The sequence below is a fragment of the Labrys neptuniae genome (assembly GCF_040797145.1).
GTDB lineage: Bacteria > Pseudomonadota > Alphaproteobacteria > Rhizobiales > Labraceae > Labrys > Labrys neptuniae.
In genome coordinates, this window is the sequence record NZ_JBFNQD010000003.1 from 594589 (window position 1) to 607390 (window position 12802).

Here is a 12802-nt window from a genome sequence, read left to right on the forward strand (position 1 = left end):
TCATGGCCTTCGAGCAGTTTCTCGATCCCGTCACCCTGCCCGCCCATCTTGCCGGTGCCGCCATCGCGATCGGCAATTTCGACGGCGTGCATCGCGGTCACCTGGCGGTGATCGATGCGGCCGAGGCTCTCGCCAGGGGCTCGCAGCCGGGACCGCATCATCGGTCGCGCCCGGCCGTCGCCCTCAGCTTCGAGCCGCATCCGCGCAGCCTGTTCCGGCCGGACGAGCCCCTGTTCCGGCTGACGCCGCCTGCCTTGAAGGCCCGCCTCCTGCAAAAGGCCGGCCTCGACGCGCTGGTCACCCTCACCTTCGACCGGGCGCTTGCCGGCATGACGGCGGAGGAATTCCTGGAGGAACTCGTGGTGCGGCGACTCGGCGCCCATGCCGTTGCGGTCGGCTATGATTTTCATTTCGGCAAGGACCGCCGCGGCACACCCGAATTCCTGGTGCAGCATGGCCGTGCGCTTGGCCTCGACATCGCCATCGTGGCACCGACGCGCGAGAGCGGCGAGGCCGTGTCCTCCTCGGCCATTCGCCGCGCCCTGGCGGCGGGCGACATCACGCGCGCCAATCGCCTGCTCGGCCATGAATGGTCAGTGCTGGGCACCGTCGTCCACGGCGAGAAGCGCGGCCGCGAACTCGGCTTTCCCACGGCGAACATGGCGCTCGATCCGCAATGCGGCCTCGCCCTCGGCATCTACGCCGTGCGTGCGGTGATCGACGGCATCGTGCATGCCGGTGTCGCCAGTTTCGGCCGCCGCCCGACCTTCGACAATGGCCCGCCTTTGCTGGAAACCTTCGTGTTCGACTATGCCGGCGATCTCTATGGCAAGGAAATCGAGGTCGCCTTTGTCGGCTATATCCGCGGCGAGCAGAAATTCAGCTCGATAGAGGCTCTGGTCGCGCGCATGAACGAGGATAGCCGTATCGCCCGGCAGATGACGGCACAGGCCGCGCCATGAAACTCGGCTTCATCGGGACGGGTGCGCTGACATCGGCGATCGTGACCGGCCTCAAATCGGTGGCCGACAACGACGTGCCGGTTGTGCTGTCGCCGCGCAACGAAGCTATTGCCGCCGACCTCGCATCGCGCTTTGCCGATGTTCGGATCGCGGCCGACAACCAGGCCGTTCTCGATGCCTGCGACACGATCATGCTGGCCGTCCGGCCGCAGATCGCCCATGACGTGCTGCCGGGCCTGCGGTTTCGCCCGGACCATCGCATCATCAGCCTGATCGCCACCCTGTCTCTCGAAGAGATCGTCGCCCTGGTCTCTCCCGCCGAGCGCGTCACCAAGGCACTGCCGATGCCGATGGTCGCCCAAAGGCAGGGGCCGACGATCATCTATCCGCCCGATCCCGACGTCGTGGCCTTCTTCGGCCGGTTCGGCAAGGCCTTTGCGGTGAAGGATGCTACCGAGTTCGATGCGCTGAGCGTCGCCACCGCGACATTCGCCACCTATTTCAAATATCTCGACACCCTTCACGGCTGGCTGCAGGGCCATGGCGTTGCCGATCCGACGGCGCGCGGCTATGTCACTGCTCTGTTCAGGGCCTTGGCGCAGGCGCCGGAGGCGGCGCCCGACGCCGATTTCATGCATCTGGCACAGGAATATGCGACACGTGGCGGCATCAACGAACAGGTCCTGCGCGAGCTGACCGATCGCAAGCTCTTCGAGGCTTTCGCCGAGAGCCTCGACGGCGTGCACCGACGCATTACGGCGTCCTGAGCAGGCGATCGAACGGAACCCGGCAGACCACGGGAAGATCGGCAATGCTGAAGAATTTCGGCGACGAGATCTGGATTGCGGATGGCCCGACCACCTCGGTGGCCGGCTTTCACTACCCCACCCGCATGGCCATCATCCGGCTATCCGGCGGTGATCTCCTCGTCTGGTCCCCGATCGCCTTGTCGCTGGATCTGCGGGCGCAGGTCGACGCACTGGGCGCGGTGCGCTGCCTGGTGCCGCCCAATTCGCTTCATCACCTCTTTCTGGGCGATTGGCAGCGCGCCTATCCCGGCGCCAGCGTCTATGCGCCGCCCGGCCTCAGGGCCAAGCGCAAGGAGATCCGCTTTGACCTCGATCTCGGCGAGGCGCCCATCCCGGCCTGGGCCGATGACCTCGACCATGTCCTCGTGCCGGGCAATCTGATCACCACCGAGGCGGTGTTCTTCCATCGCCCGAGCCGGACGACGCTGTTCACCGATCTCATCCAGCATTTCGACGCCGCCTGGTTCGAGGGCTGGCGGGCAGTGGTGGCGAAACTCGACCTCATGGTCGCCCCCGAGCCATCGGTGCCCCGCAAGTTCCGCATGGCCTTCGTGAACCGGCCAGCCGCGCGCGAGGCGATCAGGCACATCCTGGCGTGGCCGACCAAGAAGGTGCTGATGGCGCATGGCGAGCCCGTAACAGGGGACGGCCAGGCTTTCCTCGCCAGGGCCTTCGCCTGGCTGATCAAATGATGCACCGCTCAGGGATTGCGGGTACGGCCCGCTACGACGGCCGGTGACCGCGCGACGATGACGATCCCCGCCAGGGAAACCACCAGGCCCACCGCCATGGCCCAGGACAGCGGCTCACCGAACATCAGCCAGGCCCAGATCATCGTCACTGGGGGGCTGAGATACAGCACCGAGGTGACGCGGGTGGGTGAGGATTTGCGCAGGGCGATATAATAGAGGCTCCAGGCGCCGAAGGTCGCCACGAAGACCAGCCAGAGGATGCCGCCGATAAAACCCCTGTCGAGAACGGGCAGGACGCCGCCCTCATGCCAGGCGAACAGGGCGAAGATCGCCGAAGCGGACAGGCACTGGATGCACAGGCTCTGATGCACGGGCATGGCGCCGGCGGGGCTGCGCTTCTGCAGCAAGGTCGCCAGGGCCAGCGACAGCGTGCCGAGTACGGGCAGGCCATAGGCCCAAAGCGGGACATGACCCATGTCTAAAGACCAGCCCGAGGCGATCAGGACGCCTGCCAGGCCGAGGAATGAACCAAGCCACTGGCGCGCACTCAAGGCCTGCCCCAGCACCGGCCAGGACAGGATGGCCACGGCCAGGGGCAGCATGTCGGCAATCAAGGCGACGAGGCCGGTCGGCACGCCGAAGACGATCGCCAAAGCGAAGCCGGCAAGGTAGCCGGACATCGCCAGCGCGCCGAACCATATCTGCGGCAGGACATCCTTCCAGCGCAGCGATGGTCCAATAGTGAGCGCGAAGGGCAGCAGGACCAGGCCGGAGACCAGGCTGCGCCACAGCAGGATCAGGAAGATCGGGGCATGATCGATCGCAAACCGGATGCCGACGAACCCGGCGCTCCATGAGATCACCAATGCGGCTTCGAGCATGAGCAGCGCGGCGATCGACACAATCTTGCTTTCCCGGGGAGAGGGCGTGCTGAGGGCTTCACTCATGGGATCGACATCCGGTCTCAGAACCGCTCCAGGATCGAGGCGGCAATCCTGCGTGCGGTCTTCAGGCGACCGTCATGCCCATCCAGCCCGGCACGCGACATGGCGCCTTCGAGCAGGAAGGAAAGATGTTCGGCAGTTTCGACGATCGCCGTACCCGCCTCCGGCCGCATCTCGCCGAGATAGGCCCTGAACAGGCGCTCGACTTCCTCCTTTTGCGAGGCGACCGACGCACGGCCCGGATCACCCACCGGAAGTTCCGCCGCGGCGTTAAGCAGCCCACAACCGCGAAAGCCCCAGTCATAGGCGGCCTCGGCATGATCCAGATAGGAATCGAAGATCGCCAGCACCCGCTCCTGCGGCGTTGCCGCGCTCTTGAGGCGCTCCTGATAGATCGCCTGCCATTCGGTGCGCCTGCCCTGGATATAGGCATTCACCAGATCGGCCTTGGACGAGAAATTATTGTAAAGGCTCATCTTGGCCACCCCGGCCCGCGCCGTGATGGCGTCGATACCGGTGGCGCCGACCCCTTCACTGTAGAACAGTTCCGCCGCTGCCTTCAGCAGACGCTCCCTGGCTGGCATGCGGTCCGTCATGATCCTCGCTCCGTGATTAGGTAGACCGATCTACCTAATCACCTCACCTGTCAAGCCCCTTCTCTGCAACGCGGCAGCTGATGAGCCTATCTCTCGGATTTACAGACGGCTTCGATGTGATGGCCATCCGGATCGATTACGAATGCGGCAAAATAGGTCGGGCCATAATGGGCGCGAAGGCCGGGTGCGCCATTGTCGGCACCGCCGCGCGCGAGAGCCGCCTCGTGAAACTGCGAAACCGCCTGCCGGCTGGGTGCGGCAAAGGCCAGATGGAAACCGGCGCCGGGAGACCGTGCCTGTTCGCGCCTCAACTTGATCGTGAACTTGTCACCGCCGCCGGGCAACCCGTAGCCTACCGCCTGATCCGGATCGTCAGGCTGCAGATCCTCCCACACGCGCACATAGCCGAGGGTCCCCAGTACGGCGTCGTAAAATGCGGCGGAGCGCCGGATCTCCGCGACGCCGAAGGAAATGTGATGCAACATGCCGAGCCCCTCTGTGGAACAGCCGATCGGTGCCGGCGAGAATCAGCTGGCGATCATAGTCCATCCCCTCGGCCGGACGCTCGCCAGCGACGATCAGACGGCATCCGCCTGCGCCACCGACTGGCCGCTCGCCTCGACCCTCTCCTCGGCGGGGCCGGTCTGCCGCGCCAGATTGAGGGCGGTGTTGATCAGCCCGATATGGCTGAAGGCCTGTGGGAAATTGCCGAGCATGCGCTCCGCGATCGGATCGTACTCTTCCGACAGCAGCCCCACATCGTTGCAAAGGCCCACCAGCCGCTCATAGAGGTGCCGCGCATCCTCCTCGCGGCCCTGCAGCACATAGACATCCGCCAGCCAGAAGGTACAGACCAGGAAGGCTCCCTCGCCCGGCGGCAGGCCGTCATCGACATGGTCGGTGTTGTAGCGCAGCAGAAAGCCGTCGCGCATCAGCATGGTCTCGACCGCCTTGACCGTGCCGATCACCCGGGGATCGTCCGCCGGCAGGAAGCCGACAAGCGGGATCTGCAGCAGGCTGGCGTCGATCGTCTTCGAGCCATAGGACTGCACGAAGCTATCGAGGTCGGGATCGAAGGCCTTGCGGCAGACATCGTCATGGATCTCGTCGGCCACGCGCTGGCAGCGCTCGGCAAAGGCGGGCCTGTCTCCGGACTTGATCGCCATGTTGGCGGCCCGGTGGAAGGCCACCCAAGCCATCACCTTGGAATGGGTGAAGTGCTGCGCGCCGCCGCGGACCTCCCAGATCCCCTCGTCGGGACGACGCCAGGCGGTCTCGAGGAAGTTCATGATGACTTCGCTAAGCGCCCGGGTGCGGGGATGGCGCTGCAGGCCGCCGGCAGCGGCCTGCATCATGGCGTCGGCAACCTCGCCATAGACATCGAGCTGGAACTGCTCGGCAGCGGCATTGCCGATCCGCACAGGCCGCGAACCTTCATAGCCGCTGAGCCAATGAGGCTCCCATTCCAGGAGGTTCCGCTCGCCCGACAGGCCATACATGATCTGCATCTGCTCGGGGGCTCCGGCGATGGCCCGCATCAGCCATTCGCGCCAGGCGGACGCCTCTTCGTAATAGCCGAGCTTCATGAAAGCCTGCAGCGTCATGGTGGCATCGCGCAGCCAGCAATAGCGGTAATCCCAGTTGCGCGGACCGCCGATCTGTTCGGGCAGCGACGTGGTGGCAGCGGCCACGATGCCGCCCGTCGGCATATAGGTGAGCGCCTTGAGGGTGATCAGCGAGCGCTTGACGACATCGGTCCAGGGGCCGACCGATGGGCAGCGCGCTGCAAAATCGCGCCAATAGCTTTCCGTATTGGCCAGCGCGGCCTCGACATCGGGCTGGGTCGGCCGTGGCGTCGTGGAAGGGCCGTAGGTCAGCACGAAGGGCACCTGCTCACCGGCGCTGACCTTGAAAGACCCTGCGGTGTGCAGGTCCTCGCCCTCCAGAGGTACAGGCGTCGAGAGAATCAGCCGATCCGGTCCTGCCACCGCCGTGATGGTGCCGTCATCGGCCCTCGTGACCCAGGGCACGGTGCGGCCATAGTCGAAGCGCACCACGAAATCGGTGCTGAAGGCGACGGTGCCCTTCCGGCCCACCACCAGCCGGATGAGGTCGTTGGTGCCGTCGCGCAGCGGCATAAAATCGATCAGGGTGGCGACACCCTCATCCGTTTCGTAGGTCGTCTCCAGGATGAGGGTGTCGGGCCGATAGCGACGACTGATCCGCGCCTTCCTGTCGGTGGCGGCAATGCGCCAGCGCCCGTTCTCCGGCGTGCCGAGCAGGGCCGCGAAACTGGCGGGCGAATCGAAACGGGGAAAGCACAGCCAATCGATGGACCCGTCGCGTGACACCAGGGCCGCCGTTTCACAGTCGCCGATGAGGGCATAATCTTCAATCCGAGACGTCAAGGGATCTCTCCTTTCGACAGCCGGGACGCGGCATGCCCATGACGGGGCACCTGCAGCGCCTTTTCGCGGAATTGGCTCATAGGCGGCATTTCGACCGGAGCCCCGGTGATTCACCCCTATCTTCTCCTCCGGAATGCGGCGATTTAGTGCCGAAACCGGAGGTTGCAGCCCGAGAGCGGCGAAGATCTCTCCCTGGAGGAACGATCGACCTGCCTCTCATCTGGTCCATCGTACTTTCGATTGCTATGGTCCGCACTCAAATCCGGCGCCGCAACCGCGCTGCCAACAGCAGAAGGCCTCCAGCACATTGTCGGCGCTCACCCGTCTCCTTCCCACCTGGATGGTCCTGCTCCGGCGCTACTGGCCGCAATTGATGGCAATCTGGCTGATCGGCATGCTGGCCGAGGACGTGCTGACCGAGATCGCCGTGCGCATCGGTTTCCTCAATCGCCTGGCTGGCCTCTCGACGCTCACCCTGGTGGTTCTGGTCAAGCTGGTGGTGATCGTCGCCTTGTTCGAACTCGTCCGGCCCGGATTGCCTTCCCTGCAGGCGGCGGCAAGGGCTGCCGAATCACCGGAGAGCCCGCCTCGGGAGAGTGGGCCTACCGGCTTCACCATGGCACTGTCCCTGGCCCTGGTGCCGTTCTTCGCCTTCTATGCCGCCTGGGGCTTTCTCGGCGATACCGTACGCGAATATTCCAAGCTTGCCCTCGATCTGACTCCCTTTGGCGAGAATGCCCGCATTCTCGAAGTCAGCGGAGGCGGGCTGCTGCTGTTGCTGGTCGCCATTGCCTGGCTGGTGAGGCTGGGTGCCAAATATATGCACAAGCGCTCCAAGCGCGTGCTCTGGCCTTTCCTGATCGTGGTGTGCGAGGCCAATTGGGCCTTTATCGCGCTCTATGTGCTGCAGAACTGGCATGACAAGATCATGGCCTGGATTGCCGGCCTGCCGGAGTTCCTGAACCCCTCGCTGTTGCCGGCCGCTCGCGCGGCAAGCATCGCCCCGCCGGTCGAGGCTGCGTCCGCCTCCTGGTGGGACATGCTGTCGGCCCTGTTCTCCTACGCGCTCTATCCCGCCGTCTGGCTGACCCTGGCGGCGCTGGTCTACGGCTATGACATCGGACGGGCGGGGGCGTCCGTACAGGGCCGCTGGAGCAGGGCGATCGCACGCTGGGACGGATTACCCAAATTCCTGCGCGACTTTCTCGCCCATTTCGTGGCCGGTACGGCCAGGCGTTATCGCGCGCTGGCGGAGGGCCTCGGCCTGACTTTCGGCACGGGTCTCAGCCTGATCGTCGTCGTTCTCGTCGCCTTCCGTCTCCTGGACTGGGGTTCGGCCTGGGCCTGGTACGGCGCCGCCCGCCTGATAGGTCCTCATGAGATCGGCCTGTGGCAGATCATCGCCCACGGCCTCTCCATCCTGCTGGGCAGTCCGAGCGCACCCGGCAGCGGCGCCCTGATCATGCCCCTGAAGATCACGTTGCTCGCCGCTGGACTGGAAACGGGCTTTTCCCAGGGCCGGCAATGGCGCAGCGCGCGCCGGCCGATCAGCGCGGTTCCAGTTGGAAGCTGAGGGCGTCCGGCAGGGCCGAACGGAAGGAAAGCCGCACGGAAAGGTCCGAAGCGGCCTCGGACGGAAGCAGGAACTTCTCCTCGACCAGCGTCGGCTGGCCATCGAGGCCGATGGAACGGGCGGCCTCGAAACATCCCGCCACGGGCGTTGACTTCGGCTCCAGCGCACGGCTGATGTCGCGGGACAACACGAAGGACAACGGGCTCCAGCGCTGCCCCTGCCCATCGAGCAGGGTCAGGCTGCAGCCCAGCCAGATGGCCTGCCGCTGTGCCTCATCGACGACCCTCCCCTCGGGCACCGCCTTGAGGCGGACGATGAGAAGCTTGCGGTCCTTCGACAAGGGCAGGCGCGTACCCTCGCCGCCATCGACGAACTGGGCCGAAACGAGCGACCAGTCGGCACGTGCATAAGGGGCAGCCTCGCCAGGCTTGACCGTGGCGATGCGCAGTTCGTGCGAGGCGACATAGTCCAGGATGTCGACCCGGGCACCGAAGGCAAAGACCGCCAGCAGGAGCACGGGTATCGCGATCAGGCTGCGCCAGTACCAGCGCGTGGCGGGCCGGCTTTCCGGGAGTGCCTGTTCAGAGGGGGTCACGGCCGATCTCCAGGACGGTGCGACGGATGGCGGAACCTTCGTTGAGGGAGATGGCGAGCTGGGCTGTAAGCCGCGGAAAGACCTCCCGCGAAACCACCAATTCTGCGCCTGCGAGTTCGTCGGCCGGCAGCTCGAATATGAAGAGGCCCTGCTGCTGCAGGCCCGGCTGCAACTCCTTGCCGGACAGCAATTGGGACATGCCGTCCACCCGCGGGCTCTGCATATAGGTCCGTCCGCTGGCCCCACGAAGCGAAACGCCCGCCAGCATGAGTGTGCGATTGGTGGCGGACGCATCCGCCGTTACCACGGCCCAGACGCCGCCGGTGCTGCGTTCGACCTTCTTGCCATAGCGCTGGAAGACCAGCAGTTCCGAGAGGATGAGCTTGTCGACTTTCAGGTTGAACCCGGCGGTTTGAGCAGGTGCTCCCTGTCTGCCCGTCGTCTCGATCGGCCCGGTGAGAACGGCATAGCCAGGTGTCGTCCAACGCAGCAGCGCCAGCAGGACGATGCCCGTCAGCACGATCATCACGGTGATGGCGGCATTCTTCATCCGGGAGCCCCAGCGGCATCGAGAGGCACGCTCACGCGCGCAACATCATGCGGATTGAACCAGCCCGGCGCTCCATAGAGATTGTCCTTGGGCTTGAAGGTCACACCGGCGACGGTGAGCTCCAGCGTCTTGGGCAATGCGGCATCGGCCGGCAGGGTCCAGACGGCCTGCAGACGCTCCGGCAGGCGGGGCTGGAGCGCCATCAGCCGCTCCCTGTCCCGGACGAGGTAGAAATCAGGCCCCTCGGCGCCAGCGACATTGGTGAGCTTCAGGATACCGGTTACGGCATTGGAGGTGCCTTCGGTGCGGTTGGCAAGCGTGAGTTCGAGCACCACCGCGCGGCGGCCGGCCTTGACCGGGCGGCCATCCGGCAGCACCGAGGCCGGGGCGGCCGCGTTCGGCGTGACGAGCCAGCGCCCCGCCTCGATCGTCTGTCCTGCCGCCCTGTTCGGCACTTGGTCGGGATTGCGCAGCTGATAGAGCGAGGCGCCCAGCGAAATCGCGGCGGCTGCAAACCCGCCGATGCCGGTCAGCACCTTCGTCTTGAGGCTCTGGCGCGAAAATCCTGCGCGCAGCTTCGACAATGTCCCATTCGCATCGGCCATGAAACCGACTTAGTCGCTGAACGCCGCCCGGGCAAGATGCCGCAGGCGGGGACGACATCGCACCCACGCGCAATTTCTGCATCATGCCCGTGTCGCGATCGTCACATTCACCGGGTTCTGCCGCTGCGGTATTCGTTGCATGATGCCTGACATCGCGAGTCGCGGGAGGGGCCATGGCCGACGCGGATGCCATTGTCGTCGGGGCGGGCCTGGCCGGGCTGGTCGCGGCCACCGAGCTCACTGCCGCCGGCAAGCGGGTCATCCTGCTCGACCAGGAGCCTCGCCAGAATCTGGGCGGCCAGGCCTTCTGGTCGCTCGGCGGGCTCTTTTTGGTCGACAGCCCCGAGCAGCGACGCCTCGGCATCAAGGATAGTTTCGAACTCGCCTTGCAGGATTGGATCAGCACGGCCGGCTTCGACCGCGAGGAGGATTACTGGCCGCGACGCTGGGCGGAGGCCTATCTCGCCTTCGCCGCCGGCGAGAAACGCGCCTGGCTGCGCGCCATGGGGCATCGGATCTTCCCCGTCGTCGGCTGGGCCGAGCGGGGTGGCGGCAGCGCCGGCGGCCCGGGCAATTCGGTGCCACGCTTCCACCTCACCTGGGGCACCGGCCCGGGCGTGGTCGAGCCGTTCGAACGGCTCGCCTTGGCAGCCGAGGCGGAAGGCCGGCTCGCGCTGCGGTTCCGTCACCGCGTCGACGGCCTGATCCACACCGGCGGGGCGATCACCGGTGTGGAAGGCAGCCTGCTCGCGCCCAGCGATGCGCCGCGCGGGGTCGCCACCTCGCGCGAGGTCGTGGGTCACTTTTCCCTGGCCGCGCCGGTGACGATCGTCGCCGGCGGCGGCATCGGCGGCGACCTCGAGCTGGTGCGCCGCCATTGGCCGCAGCGGCTCGGCCAACCGCCGGAGACGATGGTCACCGGCGTCCCCGCCTATGTCGACGGGCGCATGCTGGCCATTGCGGCACAGGCAGGAGCGCGACTGATCAATCGTGACCGCATGTGGCACTATGTCGAAGGCGTCAGGAACTGGGATCCGATCTGGCCCGGGCACGGCATCCGCATCCTGCCCGGCCCCTCCCCGCTCTGGCTCGATGCCCGGGGCAATCGCCTGCCCGGCCCGCTCTATCCGGGCTTCGACACGCTGGGAACGCTGGCTCATCTGCGCGCCACCGGCTTCGACCATAGCTGGTTCATCCTGACCCAGAGCATCATCCGCAAGGAATTTGCACTCTCGGGCTCGGAGCAGAATCCCGACCTCACCGGCCGCGACTGGAAATTGACGCTGCGACGCGCCATCGGCCGGCGGGCGACCGGGCCGGTGGAAGCCTTCAAGCAGCATGGCGCCGACTTCGTGGTGGCAGAGGATCTGGAACGTCTCGTCGCCGGCATGAATGCCCTGACGCAGGGGCCCCTGCTCGACCCTGCCGCGATACGGCACTTGATCGAGGCACGCGACCGCGACCTTGCCAATGGCTTCGGCAAGGACGGCCAGATCATGGCCATCCGCAATGCCCGCCATTATCTCGGCGACCGGCTGATCCGCACGGCGCGGCCCCACGCTTTGCTCGATCCTGCCCATGGACCGCTGATCGCGGTCAAGCTCAACATCCTCACGCGCAAGACGCTGGGCGGCCTGGAAACCGACCTCGAGGGCCGGGTCTTCGGCGGGGACCTTGCTCCCCTGCCCGGCCTCTACGCCGCAGGCGAAGCCGCCGGCTTCGGCGGTGGCGGCATGCATGGCTACCGGGCGCTGGAAGGTTCCTTTCTCGGCGGCTGCCTGTTCAGCGGACGGCAGGCGGGTCGTGCGGCGGCCGCAGCGCTGTAGCCGCGGCCAGGCTTCGCGCGAAGACGATATCGACAAGCGTTCCAGGCGGCGGCAGTATGCCGGCATGAGCGTCCGCCTGCCTCAGAATTTCTCCCCTGCCACCGCCCGCACGGCCCTCGACGTCCTCGGCGCCGAGATCCGCGTGGAGAAGGCCGCTTCGCTGGAACGGGCGGGCGAGGCCGCCGGCCAGGCCATGGCCGCCCTGCATGCGGCGGCGCCAGAGGACCCCGGCCGCTCCCGCCTGCTCGCCGATGCCGTCGACGCGGTCTATGGCTATTTCATCCAGCGGGAGTTGATGGGCATGGCCTCCCATGGCGGTGTCATCCGCGAGCTCAAGATACCGCCCGAAGTGCTGGTCAGGCTGGGCGTCAGGCGCTGACACGGTCCATCGAGGACCGGGCGCCTTACAATTCCCCGATGCTGCCATCCGCCATGCGCCGCGCATAGACGGCGAGGACCAGGCGTTCGGAATGGATGAGATAGTCGCCGAGCATGGCGGCCGCCCTGTCGAACTGCCCCGCTTCGGCCAACTCTAGAATGGCGAGGTTCCTGTCGACGAAGGGAGCGTGCAGGAATTCGGCATCCTGCAACATGCCGAAGGCGAGCCGCAGCTCCGCCAGAACCTGGGCGAAGAGCAGGTTCAGCCTTTCGCTGTCGGCCAGTTCCACCACAGCCATATGAAAGGCCATGTTGGCCGTGCCCACCCCGGGCCAATCCTCCACCGCCCGGCAGCGCAGGGCTTCCTCGAAGGCATCGCGCATGCGCTTCTTGGCAGGGTGGCGCGGATAGGCCTGGGCGAGGGCCTGACATTCGATCAGGCGCCGGACGCGATAGATGTCGATGATGGAGGCGATGCTCGGCACCGCCACGAACACACCGCGATTGGGAACGTGCTTGAGCAGGCCGTCCTTGGTCAGCACCCGGAAGACCTCGCGCAGCGTGTTGCGGGAAATGGCCAGATCGTCGCTGAGCGCCTGCTCCGACAGGCGTTGTCCGGGACCGAATTCGCCCTGTGTGATCTTGCGTCGCAATTGCTCGGCGACACGCTCGCCGAGCGTCAGGGCGGATGAGGCCGGACGGGGATCAGCCGGTTGCGTCATGGGGCGCTGCCTCGCGCCATTGTCCGATCTTCACTCAACGTTGCCATTCCACCTGTCCATGACGACGAGCCGGATTGTAGGGCAATCCTCGGGATTCACAACGAAGCCCCTGCGATCTCGACAGTGACAAACGGCCTGGGCT

The 12802-nt window shown here is 66.1% G+C and carries 14 protein-coding genes; 6 read left to right on the forward strand and 8 right to left on the reverse strand.

The window, feature by feature from the left end:
* The first annotated feature begins 2 nt into the window (after positions 1 to 2).
* Genes ABXS05_RS13465 through ABXS05_RS13475 form a run of 3 tightly spaced genes read left to right on the forward strand, consistent with a single transcriptional unit; the run spans position 3 to position 2463 of the window.
* Positions 3 to 962 carry a bifunctional riboflavin kinase/FAD synthetase gene (locus tag ABXS05_RS13465; RefSeq protein WP_367624240.1) on the forward strand — a complete coding sequence of 320 codons (960 nt, stop codon included), beginning with the start codon at positions 3 to 5 and terminating at the stop codon, positions 960 to 962.
* Positions 959 to 1729: a pyrroline-5-carboxylate reductase gene (locus ABXS05_RS13470; protein WP_311933829.1), complete on the forward strand. Its 771-nt coding sequence runs from the start codon at positions 959 to 961 to the stop codon at positions 1727 to 1729. Before ABXS05_RS13465 ends, ABXS05_RS13470 begins: the two co-directional genes overlap by 4 nt.
* Positions 1730 to 1773: 44 nt before the next feature.
* Complete coding sequence (locus tag ABXS05_RS13475) at positions 1774 to 2463, forward strand: DUF4336 domain-containing protein (protein WP_367624241.1); 690 nt, start codon at positions 1774 to 1776, stop codon at positions 2461 to 2463.
* Positions 2464 to 2471: 8 nt separating this feature from the next.
* Here the strand turns inward: ABXS05_RS13475 and ABXS05_RS13480 are convergent, their stop codons facing one another.
* The 4 genes from ABXS05_RS13480 to ABXS05_RS13495 form a co-directional block, all read right to left on the reverse strand.
* Positions 2472 to 3410 carry a DMT family transporter gene (locus ABXS05_RS13480; RefSeq protein WP_311933832.1) on the reverse strand — a complete coding sequence of 313 codons (939 nt, stop codon included), beginning with the start codon at positions 3408 to 3410 and terminating at the stop codon, positions 2472 to 2474.
* 17 nt (positions 3411 to 3427) lie between these two features.
* Positions 3428 to 4003 carry a TetR/AcrR family transcriptional regulator gene (locus ABXS05_RS13485; RefSeq protein WP_311933835.1) on the reverse strand — a complete coding sequence of 192 codons (576 nt, stop codon included), beginning with the start codon at positions 4001 to 4003 and terminating at the stop codon, positions 3428 to 3430.
* Positions 4004 to 4089: 86 nt separating this feature from the next.
* Positions 4090 to 4488 (reverse strand): VOC family protein, encoded by a 399-nt coding sequence (locus tag ABXS05_RS13490; RefSeq protein ID WP_311933837.1) that lies wholly within the window; start codon positions 4486 to 4488, stop codon positions 4090 to 4092.
* A 93-nt stretch (positions 4489 to 4581) separates the two neighbouring features.
* Positions 4582 to 6411 carry a glycoside hydrolase family 15 protein gene (locus ABXS05_RS13495; protein ID WP_311933838.1) on the reverse strand — a complete coding sequence of 610 codons (1830 nt, stop codon included), beginning with the start codon at positions 6409 to 6411 and terminating at the stop codon, positions 4582 to 4584.
* A 307-nt stretch (positions 6412 to 6718) separates the two neighbouring features.
* Between ABXS05_RS13495 and ABXS05_RS13500 the strand changes: the two genes are divergently transcribed.
* The gene (locus ABXS05_RS13500) at positions 6719 to 7984 is read left to right on the forward strand and encodes a hypothetical protein (RefSeq protein ID WP_367624242.1); all 1266 of its coding nucleotides are present in this window, start codon (positions 6719 to 6721) and stop codon (positions 7982 to 7984) included.
* On the opposite strand, the gene ABXS05_RS13505 is transcribed toward ABXS05_RS13500, so the two are convergent.
* From ABXS05_RS13505 to ABXS05_RS13515, 3 genes are read right to left on the reverse strand one after another with little or no spacing between them, the layout of a single operon-like run.
* A complete protein-coding gene (locus ABXS05_RS13505; RefSeq protein WP_367624243.1) occupies positions 7959 to 8579 on the reverse strand; it encodes a hypothetical protein in 621 nt (206 codons plus the stop codon). The genes ABXS05_RS13500 and ABXS05_RS13505 overlap by 26 nt on opposite strands.
* Complete coding sequence (locus tag ABXS05_RS13510) at positions 8566 to 9129, reverse strand: hypothetical protein (protein ID WP_367624244.1); 564 nt, start codon at positions 9127 to 9129, stop codon at positions 8566 to 8568. The genes ABXS05_RS13505 and ABXS05_RS13510 overlap by 14 nt, the downstream gene beginning before the upstream one ends.
* The gene (locus ABXS05_RS13515) at positions 9126 to 9734 is read right to left on the reverse strand and encodes a hypothetical protein (RefSeq protein WP_367624245.1); all 609 of its coding nucleotides are present in this window, start codon (positions 9732 to 9734) and stop codon (positions 9126 to 9128) included. Before ABXS05_RS13515 ends, ABXS05_RS13510 begins: the two co-directional genes overlap by 4 nt.
* A 173-nt stretch (positions 9735 to 9907) precedes the next feature.
* Between ABXS05_RS13515 and ABXS05_RS13520 the strand changes: the two genes are divergently transcribed.
* Positions 9908 to 11560 (forward strand): FAD-binding dehydrogenase, encoded by a 1653-nt coding sequence (locus tag ABXS05_RS13520; protein WP_367624246.1) that lies wholly within the window; start codon positions 9908 to 9910, stop codon positions 11558 to 11560.
* A gap of 64 nt (positions 11561 to 11624) precedes the next feature.
* On the forward strand, positions 11625 to 11939 hold the full coding sequence (locus ABXS05_RS13525; RefSeq protein ID WP_311933851.1) for a DUF6665 family protein: 315 nt from the start codon (positions 11625 to 11627) through the stop codon (positions 11937 to 11939).
* 25 nt (positions 11940 to 11964) lie between these two features.
* Here the strand turns inward: ABXS05_RS13525 and ABXS05_RS13530 are convergent, their stop codons facing one another.
* Positions 11965 to 12660, reverse strand: coding sequence for a GntR family transcriptional regulator (locus tag ABXS05_RS13530; RefSeq protein ID WP_311933854.1), 696 nt, complete (start codon positions 12658 to 12660; stop codon positions 11965 to 11967).
* Positions 12661 to 12802: the final 142 nt, after the last annotated feature.